Raw genomic sequence first — 24,149 nt, 5'->3', positions numbered from 1 at the left:
TTGGTCTAAATACTATGACTCCAATCTCCTTACCTCCCATCTGTGGTTCTGAAGCAGAAATCAGCGCCCTTGTCCAAGAGCAAACCCCCATCTATGGCTCTACTCCCTGGAATCTCAACCAAATAAGTGCCGCCTTTGCCTGTGCCCTACATATGCATCAACCCACCATTCCCGCAGGCGAAAATAGTGCATTAATCAGCAATTTACACTATATGTTTGACCATCCCCAAGAAGGTGATAATCATAATGCAGCTCCCTTCGCTTGGTGTTATCAACGGATGGGAGAATTTATCCCCAAATTAGTCAATCAAGGCTGTCATCCGCGCATCATGTTAGATTATTCGGGTAACCTCCTGTGGGGATTACAACAAATGGGGCGTGAGGATATTCTAGAGTCCTTAAAAACCTTGACAAAATCCCCTCATTCTGATTGTGTAGAATGGTTGGGGACAATGTGGAGTCATGCGGTTGTTCCCTCTACACCCATTCCCGATATTAAACTGCATATCTTGGCTTGGCAGCATCAATTTAGGGCAATTTTTGGTACAGATGCCCTCAAGCGAGTGAAGGGATTTTCTCCGCCAGAAATGCATCTTCCCAACCATCCTGATACCCTCTATGAATATATTAAAGCTTTGAAAGAATGTGGCTATCGCTGGTTATTGGTGCAGGAACATTCTGTAGAACAATTGAACGGAAGTCCATTAAATCAGGATGATAAATATATTCCCAATTGTTTAATAGCTCGCAATTCCCAAGGGCAAGAAATCCAGATTACCGCTCTGATTAAAACCCAAGGTTCAGATACAAAGTTAGTAGCGCAAATGCAACCTTATCATGAAGCAAAAACGCGCTCTAGAAGAACTTTGGGTGATGTAGAGATCCCCAGTTGTGTTACCCAAATTGCCGATGGTGAGAATGGGGGCGTGATGATGAACGAATATCCCCGCGATTTTATTCCAGTCTGGGATGAAATTAAAGGGAATGGTCAAGAAAAAAATGGCGTAGTGGGCTTAAATGGGACAGAATATTTAGAGCTACTCGAAAATGCGGGGGTTAAGCCAGAAAGTTATCCCGTTTGTCAGGCAGTCCAGCAACATAAAATCTGGCAAAAAGTGGGAGATAATGTCACACCAGAGAAAGTGAAAATGGTGTTAAGTGACCTACAGGAAACCGATCCCAAATTTCATCTTGATGGAGCTTCTTGGACGAACGATCTCAGTTGGGTGAAAGGGTATGAAAATGTTTTAGAGCCAATGCATCAGTTAAGTGCTTTATTTCATCAGAAATATGATGCTTTAGTAGCAGAAGATCCGACTGTAACACAACAGGAAGATTATCAAGAGTGCCTGCTTTATGTGTTACTGCTAGAAACCAGTTGTTTTCGATATTGGGGACAGGGAACTTGGACGGATTATGCGCGAGTGTTGTATGAGCGGGGGAAGGAGAGGATGGCTCATGGGTAATATATAGCAAACCTCATGAGTTATGTAATGGCTGCCCCTCATCCCCCAACCCCTTCTCCCGCAGGAGAAGGGGGAAAAAGTCAAGAATCCCACGGGAGAGGGATTAGGGAGAGGGCATTGTCTGTTGCACAACTCATTTAGACTAGCTATAGTTGGGGTTTAGTTGGTTTCGATAAGTGAGTTTTCTTGGCGTAAATAGGCTTCGATGAAGTCCATAATCTCACCATTCATGACATCAGTAATGGCGGTAGTTTCCACGTTGGTACGCAGATCTTTGACCATTTGATAGGGATGAAAAACATAATTTCGGATTTGATTTCCCCAAGCTGCTTCGACCATATCGCCGCGAATGTCGGCAATTTCCTGGGCCCGTTGTTCTTGGGCAATCACCAGTAATTTGGCTTTGAGCAGAGCTAGGGCTTTTTCTTTGTTTTGAAGTTGCGATCGCTCTTGAGTACAGCGTACCGCTAAACCGGTGGGTAAGTGAGCGATCCGAACGGCTGTTTCCACCTTGTTCACATTTTGACCGCCTTTTCCACCAGAGCGAGAGGTGGTGATTTCCAAGTCTTTTTCCGGGATGTCCAGTGTTACCTCTTCATTCAAAATCGGCATCACTTCCACCCCAGCAAAACTGGTTTGCCGTTTGCCATTGGCATTAAACGGCGAAATTCTCACTAACCGATGGGTTCCTTTTTCTGCTTTCAGATAACCGTAGGCATAGCGCCCATCAATTTCTAGGGTAGCGGATTTAATCCCCGCTTCGTCCCCTTCCGAAATCTCTGTCAGATGGACTTTATAGCCTTGGGCCTTTCCCCAGCGCTCATACATGCGGAGCAGCATTTCTGCCCAGTCTTGAGCGTCGGTTCCCCCAGCTCCCGCATTGATGGTTAGCACTGCTCCACTTTTATCGTAGGTTCCCGATAACAATTGTTGCAGTTCCCATTGATCGAGATCGTGACTTAAATGGGAAACATGAGATTGGGCCTCTTGGAGTAGTGATTCATCAGCTTCTAACTCTAACAACTCCAAGATGGCCCTCGCCTCTTCTAGTGTGCCTTGCCAGTCCTGAAACTGTTGCAGAGAGGATTTGAGGTCGTTTAGCTCTTGCAAGGTTTGCCCGGCTTGGGCTTGATCATCCCAGAATTCCGGCTGAGAAGCGACTTGTTCCAGGTCTTGGATTTTGGCGTTGAGGATGGGTAGCTCAAAGATAGTCCTGGGTTTTACCCAGGCGATCGCACAACAAGTCTACTTCACGTTTGAGCGTTAGCGTATCCATAAGGTTTTGATTCAGTCTAAATTCTTTGCGCGTTTATTTATATATCATAAACTGTAACTAGCCCATCTCTAGAATAGGAGAGGTCATGGTACAAACTTCCCCCCAACCCGAAACCCTGTTATTGGAGTTACCCAGAAGCCTAAAGCTCTCTGTCACTCAAGAACAGTTTGAAGCTCTCGCTGCCAGCAATCGAGACTTACAACTAGAGAGAACCGCACAAGGAGAATTAATCGTGAATCCACCGACAGGTTGGGAAAGTGGAAAACGAAATAGCAGAATTTCTGGCGAGTTGTATCTATGGTGGTGCAATGCGGCTGAACCAGGAGAAATTTTTGATTCTTCCACTGCTTTCATTTTACCCAATGGTGCAAATCGCGCCCCGGATGCCTCTTGGATAAGTCAAGAGCGTTGGGATGCTCTCACAGAGGAACAAAAGGGAACGTTTGCCAATATTTGCCCGGATTTTGTGGTGGAATTGCGCTCTGTTTCCGATACTCTTAAGTCCCTGCAAGAGAAAATGCAGGAGTATATGGATAATGGAGCGAAACTGGGTTGGTTGATCGATCCTAAAAATCGAACAGTGGAAGTTTATCGAGTGGGTTTAGAAGTCGAAGTTTTGTCTAATCCCACGGAGTTATTGGGTGAGGAAGTTTTACCCGGTTTTGTCTTGAATTTGTGTCGGGTTTGGGGGGAGAACAGTTAATCATTTCAAATGGGTAGAGTCGGGTGAGGTGGGCAGGGATTGCGCTAGACGTTGAATGATATCGCTGCTTCTCCTGCCCACCCTACAATTCACTACGGGCGGCCAAATCGCTCCAACAACTCCTCACGGGATAACTGCAAACACAAAGGCATAAACTCATCCGGAGATAATACTAACAAAGCGTCAATAATGCCTAAAAGCGCCTCATCCAACTCACCAAACCGAGTTCTTAAAAGAGCTTCAAGCATCAAGCGTTGTCGCTGAACACTTTGTTGGAGTCCTTGTTGGAGTCCTTGTTGGAGTCCTTGTCGAACCCCTTCTTGAATTGTATCTTCTCGCCATTTTATATAGGCTGGTGATAATTCCATAATTAACTCCCTTTCTTCTGTTTCTAACTCTATTTTACTAGCAACATTAATTCGCCATATCCCCACTAACTGTAGAATATTTCGCCGTTGAGGATGTTCTCTGGGTAGTTCCAGCACTTGCTCAATGGCTCTTTTCTGTGTTCCTCCTTTCCCCAACATCCTTAACCATAAGGTTTCTGGGATTTCTGGGAGTTGGTTGATGGCAATAATCCCGGTTTGGTTAATCTGGGGTAGTCGATACATGCCTGTATATTCATACTCAGTATCTGCCTTCGCACCTAACTCTTCCAAGAGTCTCTGGGATGCCGTGGGGGTTAAAATCCATAATCGAGGCAATTGCTCTTCCTCCAGAGTTCGCTGCTTCCTTTTGGCTTGACGTTGCAGTTCGGCATGGACATGGAACAGCTTGAGAATACAATTGCGAATTTCTGGGTTGCTGGGACAATTGCGATAGGGTTCTAGTAAACAAGGAGTAGAAGCCAGTTGAGAGAGTAAACCCAAGGCTGGAGGGTTGTTTGGCGGTTTAGGGGATGGCTCAAAAATCAGGTCAATAGCCAGAGTTTCCCCTGGAATTTCCCGGCTAATTTCTACGAATCCCAGGGGTTCGAGTAGTTCTTTTAGGTACTGTTTGGCAAATTGATCGTGGGGTTGGCGCGTCACGACAAGAGAGGGTTTGAGTAGGATTGATACTCTATTTTATTACAGTTGGGGCGATCGCCACCGTATACCCTCCCTCTGCTTCGGGGTATAGTGTCATGGGATAGTGGTGGTTCAGATAGTGTTATGGACTCATGGCGATCGGGAAGATATACTATTGATACACAACAATCCCAGAGGTATTGAGTTCAAGGTAGCTATGAATTTGAAACAAGGTGACAATTTGCGGTAGATTTTGATAAAAAAGTCGTTCAAGTTCTGTATTATTAATATTTCCGGTAGTAATCATCAGAAGTTTATACGGTTGTTGCTGAAGTAAAAATGAGTCAACAAAATCACTATCTTTTGTGATTACAATTCTCTGCTCTTGAACAGAAAGCTGGTTGATGTCAGAATCGGGGGTTGAATTCTGTTGAGGTAAATCACGAGTGTGTAATGTATCATAACCAGCAGATTGTAGCCATCGTGCCAGTCTAATGGGTAATTGAGCATCGACTAGAAATTTCATGAGGCTAACAGATAAATACTTTTAACTTGACTTAGACGAGCAGCAAATAAAAGTACGGCTAAAATGTCCTCTTCTTCTAAATCATCATAGTCAGTCAAGATTTCTTCATGAGTCATACCGGAACTGAGCAGCTCAAGCAAGAATTCCACAGGGTAACGCAATCCTCGGATGCAGGGTTTGCCATGACAGAGGTGAGGATCGATGGAAATACGTTCTAAGAGGGATTCACTCATTATTGTTTCAGTGTCATTGATCTAACTGGGTAAGGGAATGTCATCGCCACATTCCCAAGCGGTTTCGATCCAGGCAGTTTTAGCGTCTTGGATATTGGCAACCGCTTCTTCTAGGGTATCTCCTTGGGAAATGCATCCGGGTAAGTCGGCGATCGCCACCGTATACCCTCCCTCGGCTTCCGGGTATAGTGTAATGGGATACTTTATGTTCAGATAATCTTGCAAGGTTTGTGGCTTAATCTCGATCTTCATCATTCCATTAATCATCATCTAAATAAATAATTAAGGGTTTTCTTTCGCGCTTCTGATTATTCAAAAATCCGGTCTTTTTAAGTCTAGCGATCTCCAGAGCTTCTTCGTAGGTGGGATGGGGAGATTCCCAGTAGGAAAAGACTAATTCTGCACCTGATCGAATCGCTTTGGCAATTCTTTTGTTGCCTTCTCCCTTTAAATGTTTTTCCAATCTCCCGCGTATGCAGTCGTCTGATTTGCCGACGTATTGGACTTCAGGAGATTCCCAGATATGGTAAATTCCTTTGAGATGAGGCTCTATCTCATTAACACAAGTCTCATTAAAGATTCCTCCTTTTATTTCGTCTTTAGCGAACAATAGAGAATCTGAGTTCTGCCCAACGATTTTACGGGTAGAAGTCTTAGTGCGAGAAGATAGAGGGGAATTTTTTGATTTTGCAATGGAGGATACAGACTTAAAGCTGTCTGGAGGTGTTGAACCTAATTGACGGTTTATTTCATGCAATTGTTCAATAAGTTGTGTAATATCAAACACTCCTCCCTGACATAAATCTTGGAGTTCGGCAATTCGTTCGCGGACTTCATGAGTGTGGCAGGAGCCTAATTCTTTGGACAGTTCCTCAATTGCATAGACATACTTTAAGAAATTCCTAATACGAATTTGAAAATTTGTAATTTCTTCTGTTAGAGACATAACTATAAAGTGTTAATCATCTCTTCTAATAACTCAGTTGCCATTCGCATTTGACCATGCGCTTCCTCCAAATTCTCCATTAATCCAGCGAATTTATGCCCTAGTTGATCAAAATCTGTTGAAGGAAGCGTTTGAGAGGAACTGCTGACCTCTTCTATTTGCTCAACCAGTTGATTGATCTTAATACGAAATTCGTCCATTGTCTCATATAAGCTCATAATATTTGCTCCTGTAATTGAAAAGAAAGTCAGTTACTCAGATTCAAAATAGCGCCAGAGGGTCTTTGATATAGGAATTTTTGTTCCTTTAGGTTTTTCCATTTTGGGAACATTAACAAACATTCTACCCGCAGAACCATCTAACCACGCTCGACCACGAGCATTTTTGGGGATGTCCCCGGCAATTATATCACCACCTAATATCAGTTGACTAGCACCGTTAGAAACTCTAAATACAACCTTCTCTTCACATTGATCTAAAACTTGTTTAGTAATCACTTCAGAAGTTGGTCGCTGACTACAATAGAGGATTTGTATACCAAAACTACGCCCTTTTCGAGTAATTTGTTTTAAGCATTTCTCAATTGTTTTTTTCAAACTGGATGATTCGTCAGCAATATCAGCCGCTTCGTCAATAATCCAAAGAGTGCGGTCTATATCTATACCTTCTTCCTGGAGATCTTTGAAATCATCTGCGTCAATCTCCTGCATTAACCGCACCCGTTCTGTATATTCTTTGCGATTAATTTTTTCTACCATTTCTTGGCAACCTTCAACAGAATTAACGATTTCAATAGATAATGAAAGTTTCTTTAGATAGTTAAAGTCAATCCCCTTAAAGTCAGCAATATAAACTTTTCGTCTAGGATTCACATAGAGAAATTGAAAGATGAGCCAGTTGATAAAGTTTGTTTTTCCTGCACCTGTTGAACCTGCGATGAGACGATGGGGAATTTCGGCCCAACTGGAGGTTACGGGGTTACCGTTGTCATCGAGTCCGATGATGTAGGTGTCTGAGGTAATCAGGTGTTTGTATTGGTTAAAGATTTCTTCTGCGGATAGGGTGGGTGGGTTGGTGGTTGTGGTGGATGGGGGAGGAGTGAAGAATTGCAAGAAGCCTTGGATTTCTTCGTAGGTGGTGAGTCGCTGTAGGGGTTTTAAGTGTTCGACTTTGGGATGTTGGGGTTGGAAGATTTTGGCGAGGGATGAATCTTTTCGTAGGACTAAATCGCTGGAGTTGGGGTTAGGGTTGGCATTAGTGGAGGTAGAGAGGGAGGGTTGTTGGGGTTGCGAGAAGGTGGAACGGGAGGAAATGGTGGGAAAACTGAGGGAACCATCATCTAAGCTGCTGAGTATTCCACCGGATTGAATGGTGTCTTTGATGGATTTCTGTGCGAGTTGTTGACCGGTTTCTGTTTGCCAACCTTCCCAGTCAAGAGTCTGAACAACTTGAACATTTTCCGTAGCTTGTAAATGCTCTTGGAATCGAGCATCACCGGGTTGAAAGGTGAGAATGGAGGGGATAGGTTTGGCGGTGTTGGGAGTGGTGAGTTCGAGTAGGGTTTGCAGAATGGCAAAGGTATCTGTGGGATTTTTTCCTAATGCTTTGATGTTGTAGGTGAAAAGCTGAGTGTTGGCGTAATGAGTTTGATATTTTCTGTAGAGTTGGAGCGCTTGGTTGGTTTCAGGGTTTTTGCGATGTTCGCTTTTGTTGAGGCGCTCTACTAAGTCGTCGAGTGCGGGTTTCCAATGGGTTGGTTCAGTTACAGGGTTATGGGTTTGTAGGGAAATTTCTAAGATTAAGTCTTGATATCCGGCGCTTTGTAGGAAGTTGAGTAAGGAAAACTCGTTGTCCTGTAAATGGGTTTCAAAACTATGGGGTAGGTATCCAGTTAATCCGGGTGGATTGATTAATTCTGCATGTTTAATGACTTCGCTGACCGAGTGTACCCAATTCAGTTCCAGAAAATGCCCATCTATAAGTCGGAAATCATAGAATTGGCTAAAACTACTTCTTTTTAAGATTTTAGCAATCTGTTGAATTCGGTTAAAATCCTCAAATCTTGATGTTTTTTTTATAGATAGTAATAGCTTGATAGACTGTTTTATCGATGGAGTATATAAGTATCTCCAAGATAAGACTAGGCCCAGATCTAGTTGAGAGATTAATGGCAATAGTGTGTTCTGGTTAGAGAGGATATGTTGGATAAATTGTGGGCTATTCTTTTGTCCTCTAAAAGTGACATCAAAATTGAAAGTAAAATTGCTATTCATGACTTCCATTGTTCCTGCAACTTATCTGAAATAGCAGTCAACTGCTTATGCCTTTCACGAATCTTCTTATACCTGATTAAATTATGACTACTCCCGACAATTGCAGTCCCGAAAAAAATCGTTAAAAGGAAAATAAACCAGATTGCAACTTCATACTGGGCATTAATAGCTATGAGAACTGCGAGAACAATGTAAGTAGATATACACCATAGATTTGAAATTAATAGTTCTAAAAAACATCGAAGCATATAGTATTCCTTTCTAGTTTGATATGTGTTTAATTAATCAGCTTTTTCTGTGAGTCTAAACAATTACAAATTTGGCTTTGTAAATTGCGCTTTACGGAATCTAGTTCAATGTCTAATTTTCTGCACTCTGTCAATGATCTTGGTATTCCTGCATGTTGTATTTTTAAGAATTGTTCGCGATATAAAGTATTCGATTGTTGCGCGAAACAGAGTTCATCATATTCCACCGAATCGTAAAGACTGCGATTGGTTGAAGAATGTGTATTTATTCGACTGTCATCGAGTTCTTTAAAATTGATTCTGCTAATGTCTTGAAATATCTCGTTCAATAGATTGACGTTATGATATACTCTAAGTATTTCTGCTCGAAGCAACTCTATCCGTTTGCCTAGCATTGTTATGCATGGTTTTAGTCGATCCAAGTAGCTCTTTTGAATTTTGATTAGAAACATACTTAATTCAGTATTGTGTAAAACTTCTATGGCAGATGAAAAAATTGTAGAAATATCACAAGATTGTTTCTGCATAAAAGCGGCTGTTGCTTCCATTTCCTTGACGGTCATTTCTTGCAAATCAGAATTTGTATAATCTGTTTTCGTTAGCTCATTATAGAGAATTGCACGAGTTAATTTTCCTAAATCAGCATCTTGGCTTTTGTCTTCTTTCAAGAAACGGATCTTAAGAGTGTTCTCCAACGCTTTTCTGAATTTTTTGTCTTGAGAGTCAGAGTAACCTCGAAATATTTCCTGAATTTTTGTGAAAGATTCTTCCCTAACAGTTTGGTTATTGGCACTTAACCCTAACTGGACTCCTCGAATTTGAGTAAGGTGAAGAACATCTCGGACAAGGTTTAAGTAATTAAAGTGCCGAAGATTTTCATTAAATAATTCTGATATTGGGCCATAAGCCCAAAACTCTAAAAATCTTTCATATTCTGCGGTGGTCTGTCCTCTAGTATTGGCTGGTTTGATTTTAGTTATTTGTGCAACTTGCCGGTCTAGAAGTTCATTTTGAATTCGTCTAGGTGGCTCGGATAAATTACCCCCATCTGGATGCTGTATATTGTCTGGTGAAAATCCAATTTCTTTCAAGGCTTCTAGGGCAGCCCAAGTGGTGAGATCGTTTTTTCGACTTTGAACTTCAGCACAGAGGAGCTTTAATAAATCTTGGCTTTCTTGAGACTCACAAGAAGCTAACAGTTGCTTGTAGGGTTGGGCAACTTTCCCCAAACTTTGAATGGCTAGAGCGCGAATGGGGGCGCTGGTTGAATTGCGGATGACGGTGATGAAGGAGCGGATGGCTACTTTGGGGTCGTTTTCGGCGATGGAGAAGAACATCTCGACGCGATCGCCCACATTAGCCATACTGTTAAAACACAGACTTAGATCGGCAGCGTTATTAATCGAAATCGGTTGCCCAAGATGGGAGTTGAGCGATACCGGCTGAATCTCTGAGAAGTCCATGGCTCTACACCTGGGTGTATATTCAGTAGCTTACCCTAGAGTATAGAATAAGTCTCAGTTCGGTGGGCTGTCAAGGTTTGTCTATCAGATTTTGCCCTTTCCCAGGGGAGAGGGCAAATGTGTCGGCTGTCACCGACAGGAAGGGAATGTATTTAGAAATGATATGTTTAAGATTGGCGATCGCCAAATCGCTCCAACAACTCCTCACGGGATAACTGCAAACACAAAGGCATAAACTCATCCGGAGACAAGAGCAACAAAGCGTCAATGATGCCCAAAAGCACCTCATCTAACTCACCAAACCGAGTTCGTAATAAGGCTTCAACCATCAAGCGCTGTCCCCGTTCAATCCCCCGTTCAATCCCCCGTTCAATCCCTTGTTCAATCCCTTGTTGCAAGGTATCTTCTCGCCATTTTAGATACGCTGGTGATAACTCCATAATCAACTCCCTTTCTTCTGGTTCGAGTTCTATTTTACTGGCTACATTAATCCGCCATATCCCCACTAGCTCTAAAATATTGCGCCGTTGAGGATGTTCTCTGGGTAGCTCCAGCACTTGTTCGATCGCTCTTTTTTGGGTTCCTCCTTTCCCCAACATCCTTAACCATAAGGTTTCTGGGATTTCTGGGAGCTTGTTGATGGCAATAATCCCCGCTTTGAGTGTTTTTGCTAAAAGATGCACCCCTGTACACCATTGTTTTAAGTCAGGACGAGCGCCTAATCCTTCTAAGACTTTCTCAGAAACAGTTGGCGTTAACATCCATAGTCGAGGCAATTGCTCTTCCTCCAGGGTTCGCTGTTCCCGTTTTGCCTGACGTTGGAGTTCTGCATGGACATGGAACAGCTTGAGAATACAGTTGCGAATTTCTGGATTACTAGGACAGTTGCGATAGGGTTCTAATAAACAAGGAGTCGAAGCGAGTTGAGAGAGTAAACCCAAGGCTGGAGGGTTGTTTGGCGGTTTAGGGGATGGCTCAAAAATCAGGTCAATAGCCAGAGTTTCCCCTGGAATTTCCCGACTAATTTCTACGAATCCCAAGGGTTCAAGCAGTTCTTTTAGGTACTGTTTGGCAAATTGATCGTGGGGTTGGCGCGTCACGACAAGAGAGGGTTTGAGTAGGATTGATACTCTATTTTATTACAGTTGGGGCGATCGCCACCGTATACCCTTGTAATGGGATAGTTTATGTTCAGATGATCTTGCAAGGTTTGCGGCTTAATCTTGTTAAGCGATCGCAAATCCAGTATAGGGGCGAATGGAGGGTTCTTTATATCCCAAGACAATCCTATCTTGGGGAATTCCCGCCTCCATTAAATCGAGGGCAATACCGTATTCTGTACCATCCCGTTGAATCCAAATTTTACCATTGATAATCTGAATATCCATCAAACAGCCATGGATACGAGAACCATTCTTGTTCCAGCCATCGGACATGACAACATAATGGTCTTGAGTGGTGTCAAATACAGTTTTATTTTGAAGTTCTAAGATATCAGGATTAGCATATTGACGAGTGGTAAATTCCGACAACAGTGTTTTGATGACTGTCCGATATTGTTCTAGCTCATCCATGACACAATCACCTCCTGCTCTGAAAACAAGAGTACCGCTAAAATATCCCCTTCTTCTAAATCATCATAGTCAGTCAAGATTTCTTCATGAGTCATACCGGAACTGAGCAGCTCAAGCAAGAATTCCACAGGGTAGCGTAATCCTCGGATGCAGGGTTTACCATGACAGAGGTGAGGATCGATGGAAATACGTTCTAATAGGGATTCAGTCATTGTTTTTTATGGGATGCTTGGATTGATATAGCAAACCTAAATGAGTTATGTAATAGCTGCCCCTCATCCCCCAGCCCCTTCTCCCGCAGGCGCTGCCCTGAGCGAAGTCGAAGGGAGAAGGGGAGCAGAAGTCCCTCTCCCGTGGGAGAGGGATTAGGGAGAGGGCATTTCCTGTTGCACAACTCATTTAGACTAGCTATAGTTTGAGCCTGACTCAGGTTAGTTTCGACGATATCAGTATTGATGGACTGATACTGTATTCTATGCCTTCAGGGTTGTCAATGTGCTGAGAGGCTCGCAGGATCTCGATCCCGACGACATTACCATTCTCATCGAAGTCTAGGATCATACCGGGTGTTTCTTCGTCACTTTCGGTAATCATTGCTTCTTTAAAGGTGATGCGTAGGATATCAACTTGGCGATCATATTTGATTTTCATGGGTTCCTCCAATATTTTTGAATTTTACTGGTGCGATAAACTGTAACTACCAGTTGGGGATCGACAGTAATGTTAATAAAAACTCGTAGCAAGTATAGTTTCCCCGTACCAAAGTCCAGTTGAGATTGATAAATTGCAATATCTTCACTTTGTTTTAGGGTTTGTTGGGGACTCCATAATACTGCTTCTATCAAAACCATAGGAATATTCCGTTTTTGGATCTCTTCTAAAGCATGATTGGAAAATTGGAAATTCATTACTTAAATCATGATTATTTAGTGCGATCGCCACGGTATACCCTCCCTCGGCTTCCGGGTATAGTGTAATGGGATAGCTTATGTTCAGATAATCTTGCCAGGTTTGCGGCTTAATCTCGATCTTCATCATTCCATTCTTCCAGAATGATGTTTTTCTAGTTTACTCATAGTTTTAAGGAGGGTTGGCTACAGTGTTCTAAAATGAGTTCGGCGGTTTTTTGCGGTTGCTCTAAATGGGGAGTATGGCCAGACTGCTCGATCCAAATCAGTTTAGAGTGGGGGATGGCTTTCTCGAATTTGGCAGCATCAGCAGTGCCGAGGATGCGATCGCCTTCTCCCCATAAAACCAGCGTCGGATGAGTGACTTTTCCTACTTTATCCGCCATGTGATTATAGCCGCCACTGAGGGTAAAACTAACCATGGCTTCTGTCCAATAGGGCATCTTTAAATGCAGCGCTCCACAGAGCCGGGCATCCACAGAAGCCCATTTACGGTCATAATAGGCTTGGACGGCTACAGATTGCCTCACCCAAGGTTGACGTAAAAAATTAGCTGCTCCATAAACCAGGGGTTTTAACCATTTGGCGGTGATGGCTTGACCGTTAGCAAATCCGGCACTATCAATTAAGACTAACTGTTCTACCACTTCGGGATAGCTCAGACTAAAGTCGATCGCCGTTGCGCCTCCCATGGAAACGCCGACTAAAATTACCGGTTTTTGGATTAGGGTTTGCCAAACGGAGTATAAATGAGTCTTGATCGCTTCTGGATTAACGGGTAAATCGGGCCGTCTTTCCGTAAAGCCAAACCCGAATAAATCGATCGCCCAAGTCTCCTGATGTTGAGCCAACAAGGGCAATAACCGCCGAAACTCTAATAGGGAACTATCAAACCCCGGCAATAAGACAATCGGAGTGCCCCCATTGCCCTGATGCACATAGGCGCTCATAATCGGTTCGGGACTTAAGGGAGTGGCGATCGCCTGCTCTTGGATCGCTTGGATCATCCGGATAGAAGTCTCTTCTGTAAAAGTATTCAGCTCAGAAGCAAAAATAGGATTCATGGAAATTAGAGCGCTTCGCGCTAGGCAATAGGCAATAGGCAATAGGCAATAGCTTACAATAGCGAGGCTTCAGAATTTAAGTCTGTCATCACCGCCTGAGCGATCGCTATCGCTTAAAATTAGTTGAGTAAAGGGAAAGTCCCGAATCAGGGTATAATAACCTAAGCTAACCTAAAATGGGTCTTCCAAGACTGGTCTAAATTGTTTATCCGAGTTCCTTATGAGTACCCCGATTACGATTACCGACGCTCAATTTGAATCTGAAGTCCTCAAAGCCTCTCAACCTGTACTGGTATACTTTTGGGCTTCTTGGTGTGGTCCTTGTCGCTTGGTGAGTCCTTCAATTGATAAAATAGCCAGTGAATACGGCGATCGCCTAAAAGTCGTCAAAATGGAAGTAGACCCCAACCCAGAATCCGTGAAAGCTTATGCCGTAGAAGGAGTTCCCGGACTGCGCCTATTCAAATCAGGAAAACTCGCAGCTTCTGGAGAAGGAGCGCTCACCCAACAAAAATTAGTCGAACTGATCGAACCCCACCTGTAACCCTTCCCCCTATCTCCCCATCCCCCCATCTCCCCATCTCCCCATCCCCCGTCCCATGATTCGTTTTGCCGATCGCCTCAAATCCTTTGAACATAATGTCTTTGCTGACATGGATCGCGGCAAAGGAAAAGCCAGAGCTGCCGGTTTAGAAGTCATCGATTTATCCTTGGGATCGTCCGATCAACCCACTGCTCCCCAGGTGATAGAGGCGATCGCCAAAACCCTCCCCGATACCCGCACCCATGGCTATCAACTCTTTAACAGTACCCTCCCCTTCCGCCAAGCCTGCGCTAAATGGTACACCGATAAATACAACATTCCCGTCGATCCCGAAACCGAAGTCCTCGCCCTCATTGGTTCCCAAGAAGGAACCGCCCATCTCCCCCTAGCCCTCCTCAACCCTGGAGATATCGCCATCCTTCTCGATCCCGGCTATCCCTCCCACTATGGCGGAGTTTACTTTGCTGGGGGCGAACTCTACACCCTGCCCTTGCGCGAAAACAACGGATTTTTACCCAACTTTAGCGATATTCCCGCATCCGTCTTAGACAAAGCGCGGATGATGGTGTTGAACTATCCCCATAATCCCACCTCCGCTACTGCTCCCCTCTCCTTCTTCAAAGAAGCCGTCGATCTCTGTTTGCGCCACAATATCGCCCTGATTCATGATGCCCCCTATGCCGAATTCGTCTTTGATGGCAAACCTGCGTCCCCTTCCGTCCTGCAAGCAGACCCCGATAAAGCCATCTCCATTGAATTCTTCTCCCTGTCCAAAACCTACAGTATGGGCGGGTTTCGGGTGGGTTATGCCATTGGGAATCCTGAACTGATCGCCGGACTGCGGCAGGTTAAGGCAGTCGTAGACTTTAATCAGTACCAGGGGATTTTTAATGGGGCGATCGCCGCACTCCAAGGCTCCCAAACCCATATCCAGACCACCATTAACCGCTTCCAACAGCGCCGAGATGCCTTTATTCGCGCCATGGACGACATCGGCTGGCCCATTGCTCCCTCCGCCGCTACCATGTTTGTCTGGGCAAAACTACCGAAAAAATGGGAAAAACACTCAGTTGACTTCTGCACCAAACTCGTGGAAACCACAGGGGTAGCCGCCTCCCCCGGAGCCGGTTTTGGCCCCAATGGCGAGGGTTTCGTCCGTTTTGCCCTCGTTCACGACCCCCACATACTGCAACAGGCAGCCACTCGGATCGGCGAGTTTCTGCGATCGTAAAAATACGGAAACTTGAATCTGAATACCCTGGAAAACTTTATCGAAACTTGATGGAATCTTCATGGTAACTTCACCACAGGGCAAGGGTTTCAGGCTATGATAGGAACAAGTTGAACGGAAACAACTTTTCTCAACTCACCTATCCCCAGCTCTGGGAAGAAAAGGGTTTTTTCAAAGAATAACAATCACGTTCCTTGAGTGAACTCGGTCACATCCCTTCCCCAAACAGCAGCTTAAGATAGGCATCAGTTGAGAGGAAACCAACTTCCAAACAACCTGAACCATTACTCAGACAGCCAACACGCTTAAAAAATTCTAGGAGACTGAAACTATGTTTAACACTATGAAAAAAATCGCTATGGGTGCTTCCGTCGTCGCTGGTGTTAGCGTCCTTGGCGCTCCCGCCTTTGCCGGTACTCTAACCGGAGTCAGCACAACTGGAGATGTTCGCGTATTTGAACAAATTAATGCGGGAGAAGTAGAACTCTCTGGTAGCAACGGTAGCGCAGCTATTATCGATGCTCTCGGAAGTGCAGGTAGCGTTGAGCTAGATGACAACATCGACTACGGCTGGGGAAATGAAACCGCCTCTACCTTAACCGCTAACTTCACCGACGGCAGCATCATGTTTGGTTCCGTCGGTCAAGCTGACTGGTTAGGTAGCTTGGGCACTGACTGGACTAACGGAATTTATAATACTTACGACGCTCAGTTTGGTCAATTGGGTATTAGCTCTGGCTCTGATCTTTTAATGGCTATAAAATACGATCCCCAATTGTCTGGCAAAAATGTTTTCCAACGCCTGAGCGACCCCAACATCCAATCCGTCACCAGCAACAATGGGGAATTCTCCTTTGAATTAGCCGGTCATGACACCTTCGCTAGTGGTCTGCAAATTAAAGAGCCGAAGTTGGCGGAATATATGGCTGCCGGTAAGATGGAAGATTTTGAAAAAGATATGGGTCAGTACCTTCTCTTTAACTCCATGAAAGCTAGTGAAGTCGTTAAATACAGCTTAGATGGCGGTACAAACTGGGAATACGCCTACAGCTTTGGAGAAAATTCCTATGCCTCTGGTGTCGTCGATGCGGGTGATAACTTCTCCTTCACCCGCAACTTCCAATTCACCGTCGGCACGCCCAACCCCGACCCCGTTGATGTTCCTGAGCCTTCCGCTCTCCTCGGTTTAGCTGCGATCGGTGGTCTAGTTGCTGCTGCCAAGCGCCGCAAGAATGCCTAGGTCAAGTGCTGGTGAAGCTGGTATGCATCGGGTAAGAAAGTCAGATTTCCTCCGAATTGAACTATAGAACAAGAAAGAGAGCCATATGGCTCTCTTTTTCTGTTCTTTTTCAAAATCAAGCTAGACATTGGCATAGCTCTCTGCTATGATTAGAGATTGTGATGCCCATGCGGATGTGGCGGAATTGGTAGACGCGCTAGATTTAGGTTCTAGTTCAGCAATGAGTGAAGGTTCAAGTCCTTTCATCCGCATCACTAATCTATCCTAATGCCGTGACAACCCTAAAATGGTGGGTTACGGCGGATTGAGAGATTGCTATCCCAGTCTAGGTTTTATATCAAGTTCGCTTATTCATGTCCGCGAAGCGGAAATACCCTAATTAAAAATCTAGGGAGCAAGATGCTCCCACTCCAGTCATATCAAGGGATTAGAGGAGTGCGGGCATCTTGCCCGCTTCTTAACAAATTGTCATGTCCGCTTGCGGAAACCGGACTTGATATTAGCCGCCTAACCCACCCTACGCTAATGCACATTTTTAGCTGTGTCACGGCACTAATCTCTTTGACATTCTGAATTCACCTCCACTGCGCTCAAGGAAGGAGATTACCCTCATGACTTAGGAGATTTCTTCTTGACTACGACTTCCCTTACTTGAATTAGTTTGGGACTTCCCAAAATTAATCTCATGCTGCTAGAATGGATAGCGAGAATAGAAATTGGTGAACTCGTTTAAATATTAAGAACATTTTCCCCAAATCCTGATTCTTTGATGTTTGCCTTGATTGTAGGAAAGTCTCGATGTCAATTTATGTAGGTAACCTTTCTTTCCAGGTTACGCAAGAAGATATACAAGAAGTCTTCAAGGATTATGGAACCGTTAAACAGATTACTCTACCTACAGACCGAGAAACCGGTAGGCCGAGAGGGTTTGGTTTTGTAGAGATGTCCACTGAGGAAGAAGAAGAAAGCGCAATTTCTGCACTTAATGGTGCTGAGTGGATGGGGCGTACACTGACGGTGAACAAAGCTCGACCCCGTGAGGATAGAGGTAACAAGAGAAGATTTTAAGATTTAGAGCAGTAACTATTAAGCAAAAACTCATCAAGTTTGCCAATTGACCCCATTATAATCATGGACTCGGTGAAGTTAGAGCAAGGGTTTTAAGTAGGCAGATCAATAGCCTTCAAAAAGTATCTTGCTATACCAATACTTGGTTGGCAATAGCCTTTGCGCTAATGCCATTTTATAGGGACTAATTGGCAAAACAGATGAGTGAAGTTGAGATGGTCAATTTCTGCTTAAAGTCTGTCTAGTTGAGGGGGCTGGGATTTATATCAAGTCCGGTTTCCGCAAGCGGACATGAAAATTTGTTAAGAAGCGGGCAAGATGCCCGCACTCCTCTAATCCCTTGATATTGTTGGAGTGGGAGCGTCTCGCTCCCTAAATTTTTAATTAGGGTATTTCCGCTTCGCGGACATGAATAATCGGACTTGATATTAAATAAATTCCAGTCTTCCTCTTTCTCCATCTAAGCGCACCGCAGCGCCAACGGGTAAGGCTCCATTTTCGCCATCATGGCCAAAGGGTAGCTCTGAAATGATGGGAATCCCTAAATCTGAAAGGCGATCGCCTAAAACTTCTGTTACGGTTAAACTGGGTCGTCCTTCCGGGGGTTCACATTGGCTAAATCGACCTAATGCGATCCCTTGCACTTGGCTTAACAGACCGCTCATCCGCCACTGGGTGAGCATCCGATCGACTCGATAGGGCATTTCTGCCACATCTTCCCAGGCTAAAATGACTCCCTCAACTGGGGGTTGTAGGGGTGTGCCTAGGAGATGGGTGGCGACGGTTAAATTACCGGGCAGTAAGATTCCTTGCTTGCGCCCTCCTCCCCATCCTTGACCTTGTAGAGGGGCTAAGGGTTCTCCTCGTACAGCACTCCATAAGCGCTCCCGTGACCAGAGGGGTTCTTGAGCCAGAGTGGTGAGTAAGGGAGCATGAATGCCTCCGCCGACTCCTTGATAAAATTGGCTCCAAAATAGTCCAGTAATATCAGAAAAGCCGATGAGCCATTTGGGGTGTTGTTGCCAAGGTAAATCCTTAATCCAGGGTTCTAAAAGTCGGGTGGTTCCGTAACCGCCACGAACGCACAAAATCCCCCGACAGTCGGGATCTTGGAGGGCATCGAGTAACTGAGCGCGGCGATCGCCATCTTTTCCGGCGAGATATCCCCATTGGTCATAAATTCTTTCATCTACCTTGAGTTGATATCCCTGTTGTTGCCAGAGTTCTAGACCGGCTTGAAAACGTTGCTTTTCTTGCAAAGGGCCACTAGGAGCAATGACCGTTAATCGATCTCCGACTTGTAGGGGAGGAGGGAGCGTTAAAGCCAGGGGCATAATCTCAAAGAGAGGGGAATTCAGATCTACCCTGTCTAGGATACCTTGGTTTTTGGGGAGTTTGAAGGAAAAACGGAAAGAAAGTAATCCCCCAGTTGTCCCCAACTGGAGGAGTTCATCAGGGTGCATCTACCATTTCTGTATACTCTCTGATTTCGATAGTATCCGGAAGAAGATCAAACCCCTCATCATATAAGTTAACTCCTTGGGGTATGATGTCTAATGTTTATTTAAACCCCGTTTATGACTAGCTCCGATGCTGTGCCTTTGAGCGATCGCCGAAAACAGTGGTATACCCAATTCTGGGAGCAAGAGGCAGGATGTGATTCTGAGCGTTTGGCCTTTTTGGACTGGGGAATCGATCGCTCCCCCTATGGAAATCAGATTGGGGAGTATGGCGATCGCCTGAAACAACTTCCCCAGTTAAGCTCTATCCCTGGCCAGGAGTATCCCCCAGTGGGCGAGCTGCCGATGATCATAGATGAACAAGGCTTAGATTTCCTCCATCCCGATATTAAAAATGCCTGTATTGCGGTGGGGGGATGGCATGAGGGACAATTTCAAACTCGATGGTTAGGTAGAAATGCCCTAGAAAAGGTGCAGTTTTGGAGCGCTACTAAGATTTTTCCCCTGATCAATACCCTCGGACAACTGACGGGAGGTTTAGAGGGATTAGCAATTGGCGATCGCGTAAGCGATGGGGAGCATTATCGCCAAAACTACGATCCCTTAGAGGGGATTTTAGAGGATTTGGTGACCTATGAGGGAAAATATTACAGTTCCAATGCGATCGCCGCGACCCTAAAATGTTTTCAAACCTATGCAGGCTTAGAACAGTGGGTTAAAGATCTCACAGGACAAACGGATTTAAATTTCCAAGGACTCTATGGAGAAGAACCCTTTACCCCTACCCCTCAAATTGTGGATTCTGATAACATCCGACTCTCAGCAGTTGAATCCAAATCTCGCTCTAGTCAACCGGGAGAAAACCTGATTCCTGCCTATGCCTTGACTCGGATCTTGTCCATGGTAGGATGGCACGATCATCTCCCCCAATCGGGCCAAATTCCAGGATTAGATGGAGGAAAAATCAACCTATTGGCCTCTTGTTTAGGTCAAGATACGGCTCGATTTGTCGATCTGGCGATCGCCACCTTAGCAGTAGAGATCCAAAACCCTATTATCCTTTCTAAAATGGGCTTTGGTTACAGCTCATCCCGCAGACGGACAGAAATGACTTACACTGGTTTTGTGCAATTTGAATATCAAAATCAAGTCAAATCTTTAACCTTAACGCTACGAGGGGCAAAAGCGTTAAATGGCCCGGATCAAAAGGCGCGAGAAAACCAAGAAGCTACAGAAATTGATGCTCGCATGGCCACAGAAATTACTGAAATCTTGCGGCGATTTATCCTCAATTATCTCTGAATCGGGAAAAACGGGTAGAGTATAGTAAACCTAAATGAGTTATGTAATGGCTGCCCCTCATCCCCCTACCCCCTTCTCCCACAGGAGAAGGGGAAAGTCAAGAATCCTGTGGGAGAGGGATACGAAAGGGAGAGGGCTTTTCTCGTTGCACAATTCATTTAGACTAGCTATATTGCTGTGGATCAATCTCCCTATGTCTATGTCCCCTGAACTCATGAAAACTACCCTCAAGGGCTACTTTACCCAAATGAGTGCTATGAACCCTGAAGGGTGGGTTGAACTCTTTACCCCGGATGCCAAAATTGCCGATCCTGTAGGCAAACCTCCGGCGATCGCCCATGAAAAAGCGACGGCCTTTTTCCAATTCTTAGCCCAATTTTATGAACGCCTAGAGATTACTCCCGAAACTCCTTTTATTTCGGGTACAGGTGCAGCCGTCAAATGGCAGATGAAGGTTGTTTCTAAAACGGGAAAAACAGCCCAAACCGAAGGGATTAGCGTATTTGAATTTAATGAAGCCGGTAAAATAATAACGTTATCATCCTATTGGGATGAACCTCAATTGATTGCCCAACTCAAAGGGACTTAATAGAATTTAACGATTTCTTTCTTGACTAGGCTTGAGCCTCATGATAGTAAACAGAATATTCTCTCATTCTGAAGTCCAATTTAAGTCATGTTTGGCAACATCAAAAATCAAGCCCAACAAAAAGCATCCGAAGTTGCGGGTGCAGCCCAGGATAAACTCGAACAAGTTATTGATGAATTTAACAAGTTTCTACCTCTAGCTGAAGACCTGGGTTTAAGCCTTGAAAGCTTTAATATTGAAGCCGGAATTTTACCGGAAATCAATGCCACTCTCATCGGTTCAGTCGATAATATTGACAATGCCACGGTTGAGCGCATCATTAGCGAAAATGAGAACAATAAACTCTTAGTTGCTGCCCTAAAAGCGGTTTTGATGGCTAAGGGATTTCATGAAAAACTTGAAGGGGTATATATTGCCATTCTCCAAGATTTAGTCATTGATATTAAACTCGGAATTCCTCCTAGTATTTCCTGTAAATTCCAAAAATCGGGTCAAGAGGCAAAAAAAGGCAAATAAACGGTCTGCCTAATATCAGACCACCAATTTCTTAAAGCCTCACTGACGGTTTCACCCAACTTTGTGTCCCATCTGCCCAACATTCATGTTTCCAGATGGGCGCATCCTCCTTGAGCGCATCAATGGCATACTGACAAGCAGCAAAGGCTTCGGCACGGTGGGGACTACCCACAGCAATAATCACACTCACTTCACCAATTTCTAAATATCCCAATCGATGGTGAATCACGACTCGATTAACGGTAGGATAAGCTTGATGAATCCGTTGGGCAATCTGCTTAAAGACTTCTAGGGCCATCGGTTCATAGGCTTGATAATCTAGGGCAATCACCGGTTTACCTTCAGTCTGATTGCGAACCATACCACTCATCAAGGCGATCGCCCCATTGCCAGGATCTTCGGCTAAATGATACACTTCCTCTAAAGACAGGCGATCGTAAGTAATCTTAAACTGCTCTAACATCACACCCTAGCCATCATCAACCCTTTAACTATACTAAATAAACATGAACTCCCCTCCCCTCCTCCAAGGTCATCTTAAAACCGTCCATCATATCGCCCTCAACGTCAAAAATATGGACGCTTCTCGACACTTCTACGGAACAATCCTCGGCTTAGAAGAACTCACCGGCGATCAAATTCCCGAAACCCTCATTAACCTCGTCGCTGCCGGAAAAGTCGCCAACTTTCGCACCCCCGACGGCATCATTATTGACCTCTTCTGGGAACCCCAATTATCCCCCCCAGACCCCAATCCGAAAACCCAATTTACCCGCGCCAACCATCTCGCCTTTGACATCGCCCCAGAAGACTTTGAACACGCCCTTTCTGTCCTCCATCATCATCAAGTTCCCATCGACCACGGCCCCGTCACTCGCCCCACAGGACGCGGGATTTACTTCTACGATCCTGATGGCTTCCTGGTCGAAATTCGCTGCGATCCCAATTAGTTACCCAATCCAAATTTACCCTTCATAATGGCAAACACTTCCACCTTATCTTTACCCAAAATGGGATGCGGAACCTGGGCATGGGGCAATCGTTTACTCTGGCAATATGACCCCAGCATGGATCGAGAATTACAAAAAGTCTTTAATCTTTGTATAGGCAACGGCATTACCCTCTTTGATACCGGAGATTCCTACGGAACAGGAAAATTAAACGGACAAAGTGAAAAACTTCTCGGACAATTTGCCCAAGGTTGCATAGCGACGAATAGAGATAGTCTTTGCATCGCCACCAAACTCGCTCCCTATCCTTGGCGCTTAACCCAAAATGCCATGGTACAAGCTGGAGAGGCATCTGCTCAACGGTTGCAAAGACCGATTGATTTAGTGCAAATGCATTGGTCTACCGCTAATTATGCTCCTTGGCAAGAATGGGCGCTTTTAGATGGGTTAGGGGATTTATATGAACAGGGAAAAGTCAAAGCCGTTGGTTTATCCAATTATGGGCCGAAACGATTGCAAAAAGTGGTGAACCATCTGCAAAAAAGGGGCGTTTCCATTTTCAGCCTACAGGTACAATATTCTCTCTTATCCACTGCTCCAGTTACCCAACTCAATTTGAAAGCCGTCTGTGATGATTTGGGCATCCAACTGATTGCCTATAGTCCCTTAGCATTAGGACTATTAACGGGAAAATATACAGAATCTGGCCCATTTCCCCAAGGACTGCGTAAGGGATTATTTCGGGAATTATTACCCCAAGTGAAACCGGTTTTAGGATGTTTGCAAGAAATAGGAAAAAGTCGCCACAAAACCCCCTCACAAGTTGCCTTAAATTGGTGTATGGCAAAAGGAACTATTCCCATTCCTGGAGCTAAAAATGTTAGACAAGCTCAAGACAATATTGGCGCGTTAGGTTGGTCTTTAAACCTTGGGGAAATCGATGAACTCGATCGAGCGGCTGCGGGTTTGAAAAAGGGAATGGTCAAGAATATTTTTCAGACGGGTTAAAGGAATTGGGTAATAGGGAATAGGGAATAGGCAAAAGGCAATTTCCCCCATCTCCCCATTCCCCCATTCCCCGATTCCCCCTACCGTCCAGCAACGCGAGATTGGGACATAGCCAATAGAATCACACTGGGGTCAACCCATTGACCGGCATATTTCAAGCCCCAATGTAAGTGAGGGCCACTGGTGCGTCCGGTCATACCTACTCTAGCAATGCGATCGCCTGCATTCACCATCTGACCTTCCCAAAGAAGAATCCCCCCTCCTTGATCCATCAAATAGGGACGGCCTTGATGGGTTCCTACCCGTCCCTGCACATGGCAATAAATATGCTCCCAATATCCCGACTCAATCACAATTCCCGTACCGCAGCGATTATCTTCCCACACTTCCACCACTTGCCCTTGCCACCAATTGCGAATATAACTACCATAGGGAGCAGCCAAATCTAAGCCGTAGTGATACCCTCCAGAGCGCGGCCCAAACCGGGAAGTATACTCGACAAAATTTTCCACCGGAAAGGATGCACTTTCCCAACCACTCATTGTAGCCATCGG

At 44.8% G+C, this 24,149-nt stretch carries 29 protein-coding genes and 1 tRNA gene; 12 read left to right on the top strand and 18 right to left on the bottom strand.

The features are described from left to right. Positions 1 to 14: 14 nt before the first annotated feature. A complete protein-coding gene (locus tag PMG71_RS18875; protein WP_283755269.1) occupies positions 15 to 1,466 on the top strand; it encodes a hypothetical protein in 1,452 nt (483 codons plus the stop codon). 159 nt (positions 1,467 to 1,625) lie between these two features. Here the strand turns inward: PMG71_RS18875 and prfB are convergent. Further along, a protein-coding gene (gene prfB / locus PMG71_RS18870) for a peptide chain release factor 2 (protein WP_347179329.1) occupies positions 1,626 to 2,742 on the bottom strand; the annotation gives its coding sequence in 2 pieces (ribosomal slippage) (positions 1,626 to 2,669 and positions 2,671 to 2,742; 1,116 coding nt in all). A gap of 85 nt (positions 2,743 to 2,827) precedes the next feature. Here prfB and PMG71_RS18865 point away from each other — a divergent pair. Then, complete coding sequence (locus PMG71_RS18865) at positions 2,828 to 3,445, top strand: Uma2 family endonuclease (protein WP_283755268.1); 618 nt, start codon at positions 2,828 to 2,830, stop codon at positions 3,443 to 3,445. A gap of 92 nt (positions 3,446 to 3,537) precedes the next feature. On the opposite strand, the gene PMG71_RS18860 is transcribed toward PMG71_RS18865, so the two are convergent. From PMG71_RS18860 to PMG71_RS18795, 14 genes are all read right to left on the bottom strand, one after another. Continuing rightward, a complete protein-coding gene (locus PMG71_RS18860; RefSeq protein ID WP_283755267.1) occupies positions 3,538 to 4,473 on the bottom strand; it encodes a hypothetical protein in 936 nt (311 codons plus the stop codon). A 151-nt stretch (positions 4,474 to 4,624) separates the two neighbouring features. Further along, positions 4,625 to 4,978: a DUF5615 family PIN-like protein gene (locus PMG71_RS18855; RefSeq protein WP_283755266.1), complete on the bottom strand. Its 354-nt coding sequence runs from the start codon at positions 4,976 to 4,978 to the stop codon at positions 4,625 to 4,627. After that, entirely contained in the window at positions 4,975 to 5,211 is a 237-nt protein-coding gene (locus PMG71_RS18850) for a DUF433 domain-containing protein (protein ID WP_283755265.1), read from the bottom strand. The genes PMG71_RS18855 and PMG71_RS18850 overlap by 4 nt, the downstream gene beginning before the upstream one ends. 21 nt (positions 5,212 to 5,232) lie before the next feature. Continuing rightward, a complete protein-coding gene (locus tag PMG71_RS18845) occupies positions 5,233 to 5,466 on the bottom strand; it encodes a type II toxin-antitoxin system HicB family antitoxin (RefSeq protein WP_283755264.1) in 234 nt (77 codons plus the stop codon). A 4-nt stretch (positions 5,467 to 5,470) separates the two neighbouring features. Then, entirely contained in the window at positions 5,471 to 6,157 is a 687-nt protein-coding gene (locus PMG71_RS18840) for a GIY-YIG nuclease family protein (protein ID WP_283755263.1), read from the bottom strand. Positions 6,158 to 6,159: 2 nt separating this feature from the next. Next, entirely contained in the window at positions 6,160 to 6,375 is a 216-nt protein-coding gene (locus PMG71_RS18835) for a hypothetical protein (RefSeq protein ID WP_283755262.1), read from the bottom strand. 33 nt (positions 6,376 to 6,408) lie between these two features. After that, on the bottom strand, positions 6,409 to 8,331 hold the full coding sequence (locus PMG71_RS18830) for an FtsK/SpoIIIE domain-containing protein (RefSeq protein ID WP_283755261.1): 1,923 nt from the start codon (positions 8,329 to 8,331) through the stop codon (positions 6,409 to 6,411). A 376-nt stretch (positions 8,332 to 8,707) separates the two neighbouring features. Next, positions 8,708 to 10,141, bottom strand: a complete 1,434-nt coding sequence (locus tag PMG71_RS18825) for a hypothetical protein (RefSeq protein WP_283755260.1) — start codon at positions 10,139 to 10,141, stop codon at positions 8,708 to 8,710. A gap of 167 nt (positions 10,142 to 10,308) precedes the next feature. Beyond that, on the bottom strand, positions 10,309 to 11,241 hold the full coding sequence (locus PMG71_RS18820) for an RpnC/YadD family protein (protein WP_283755259.1): 933 nt from the start codon (positions 11,239 to 11,241) through the stop codon (positions 10,309 to 10,311). Between the two features lie 126 nt (positions 11,242 to 11,367). Further along, positions 11,368 to 11,715, bottom strand: coding sequence for a XisI protein (locus PMG71_RS18815; RefSeq protein WP_283755258.1), 348 nt, complete (start codon positions 11,713 to 11,715; stop codon positions 11,368 to 11,370). Beyond that, positions 11,703 to 11,927 (bottom strand): DUF433 domain-containing protein, encoded by a 225-nt coding sequence (locus PMG71_RS18810; RefSeq protein ID WP_283755257.1) that lies wholly within the window; start codon positions 11,925 to 11,927, stop codon positions 11,703 to 11,705. The genes PMG71_RS18815 and PMG71_RS18810 overlap by 13 nt, the downstream gene beginning before the upstream one ends. A gap of 214 nt (positions 11,928 to 12,141) precedes the next feature. After that, positions 12,142 to 12,366 (bottom strand): DUF2283 domain-containing protein, encoded by a 225-nt coding sequence (locus PMG71_RS18805; protein WP_283755256.1) that lies wholly within the window; start codon positions 12,364 to 12,366, stop codon positions 12,142 to 12,144. After that, positions 12,363 to 12,623, bottom strand: coding sequence for a DUF4258 domain-containing protein (locus PMG71_RS18800; protein ID WP_283755255.1), 261 nt, complete (start codon positions 12,621 to 12,623; stop codon positions 12,363 to 12,365). Before PMG71_RS18800 ends, PMG71_RS18805 begins: the two co-directional genes overlap by 4 nt. Before the next feature lie 164 nt (positions 12,624 to 12,787). Next, entirely contained in the window at positions 12,788 to 13,687 is a 900-nt protein-coding gene (locus PMG71_RS18795; RefSeq protein WP_283755254.1) for an alpha/beta fold hydrolase, read from the bottom strand. Positions 13,688 to 13,907: 220 nt separating this feature from the next. Here PMG71_RS18795 and PMG71_RS18790 point away from each other — a divergent pair, with 220 nt between their 5' ends. From PMG71_RS18790 to rbp, 5 genes are all read left to right on the top strand, one after another. Beyond that, on the top strand, positions 13,908 to 14,231 hold the full coding sequence (locus tag PMG71_RS18790) for a thioredoxin family protein (protein ID WP_283755253.1): 324 nt from the start codon (positions 13,908 to 13,910) through the stop codon (positions 14,229 to 14,231). Positions 14,232 to 14,289: 58 nt separating this feature from the next. Continuing rightward, a complete protein-coding gene (locus tag PMG71_RS18785; RefSeq protein WP_347179337.1) occupies positions 14,290 to 15,462 on the top strand; it encodes an LL-diaminopimelate aminotransferase in 1,173 nt (390 codons plus the stop codon). Positions 15,463 to 15,793: 331 nt separating this feature from the next. Beyond that, positions 15,794 to 16,702 (top strand): NF038130 family PEP-CTERM protein, encoded by a 909-nt coding sequence (locus PMG71_RS18780; protein WP_283755251.1) that lies wholly within the window; start codon positions 15,794 to 15,796, stop codon positions 16,700 to 16,702. A 169-nt stretch (positions 16,703 to 16,871) separates the two neighbouring features. Then, positions 16,872 to 16,953 (top strand) — tRNA-Leu (locus tag PMG71_RS18775). Between the two features lie 547 nt (positions 16,954 to 17,500). Continuing rightward, on the top strand, positions 17,501 to 17,770 hold the full coding sequence (gene rbp / locus PMG71_RS18770) for an RNA-binding regulator (protein ID WP_283755250.1): 270 nt from the start codon (positions 17,501 to 17,503) through the stop codon (positions 17,768 to 17,770). Positions 17,771 to 18,198: 428 nt separating this feature from the next. On the opposite strand, the gene PMG71_RS18765 is transcribed toward rbp, so the two are convergent. Further along, positions 18,199 to 19,104, bottom strand: a complete 906-nt coding sequence (locus PMG71_RS18765) for a S66 peptidase family protein (RefSeq protein ID WP_283755249.1) — start codon at positions 19,102 to 19,104, stop codon at positions 18,199 to 18,201. Positions 19,105 to 19,347: 243 nt separating this feature from the next. On the opposite strand from PMG71_RS18765, the gene PMG71_RS18760 reads away from it, so the two are divergent. The 3 genes from PMG71_RS18760 (at position 19,348) to PMG71_RS18750 (ending at position 21,637) form a co-directional block, all read left to right on the top strand. Next, positions 19,348 to 20,532, top strand: a complete 1,185-nt coding sequence (locus tag PMG71_RS18760) for a hypothetical protein (protein ID WP_283755248.1) — start codon at positions 19,348 to 19,350, stop codon at positions 20,530 to 20,532. Between the two features lie 193 nt (positions 20,533 to 20,725). After that, positions 20,726 to 21,121 (top strand): nuclear transport factor 2 family protein, encoded by a 396-nt coding sequence (locus PMG71_RS18755; protein WP_283755247.1) that lies wholly within the window; start codon positions 20,726 to 20,728, stop codon positions 21,119 to 21,121. An 87-nt stretch (positions 21,122 to 21,208) separates the two neighbouring features. After that, complete coding sequence (locus PMG71_RS18750) at positions 21,209 to 21,637, top strand: hypothetical protein (RefSeq protein WP_283755246.1); 429 nt, start codon at positions 21,209 to 21,211, stop codon at positions 21,635 to 21,637. Positions 21,638 to 21,668: 31 nt separating this feature from the next. Here PMG71_RS18750 and PMG71_RS18745 read toward each other — a convergent pair whose 3' ends face one another. After that, positions 21,669 to 22,100 carry a molybdenum cofactor biosynthesis protein MoaE gene (locus PMG71_RS18745; protein WP_283755323.1) on the bottom strand — a complete coding sequence of 144 codons (432 nt, stop codon included), beginning with the start codon at positions 22,098 to 22,100 and terminating at the stop codon, positions 21,669 to 21,671. A 43-nt stretch (positions 22,101 to 22,143) separates the two neighbouring features. Here PMG71_RS18745 and PMG71_RS18740 point away from each other — a divergent pair, with 43 nt between their 5' ends. Then, complete coding sequence (locus PMG71_RS18740; RefSeq protein WP_283755245.1) at positions 22,144 to 22,587, top strand: VOC family protein; 444 nt, start codon at positions 22,144 to 22,146, stop codon at positions 22,585 to 22,587. A 27-nt stretch (positions 22,588 to 22,614) separates the two neighbouring features. Further along, positions 22,615 to 23,595 carry an aldo/keto reductase gene (locus tag PMG71_RS18735; protein ID WP_283755244.1) on the top strand — a complete coding sequence of 327 codons (981 nt, stop codon included), beginning with the start codon at positions 22,615 to 22,617 and terminating at the stop codon, positions 23,593 to 23,595. An 80-nt stretch (positions 23,596 to 23,675) separates the two neighbouring features. Here the strand turns inward: PMG71_RS18735 and PMG71_RS18730 are convergent, their stop codons facing one another. After that, on the bottom strand, positions 23,676 to 24,146 hold the full coding sequence (locus PMG71_RS18730; protein WP_347179336.1) for a M23 family metallopeptidase: 471 nt from the start codon (positions 24,144 to 24,146) through the stop codon (positions 23,676 to 23,678). Positions 24,147 to 24,149: the final 3 nt, after the last annotated feature.

It is taken from the genome of Roseofilum acuticapitatum BLCC-M154 (genome assembly GCF_030068475.1).
Lineage (GTDB): Bacteria > Cyanobacteriota > Cyanobacteriia > Cyanobacteriales > Desertifilaceae > Roseofilum > Roseofilum acuticapitatum.
This window is presented reverse-complemented; position numbering and strand designations above follow the sequence as displayed.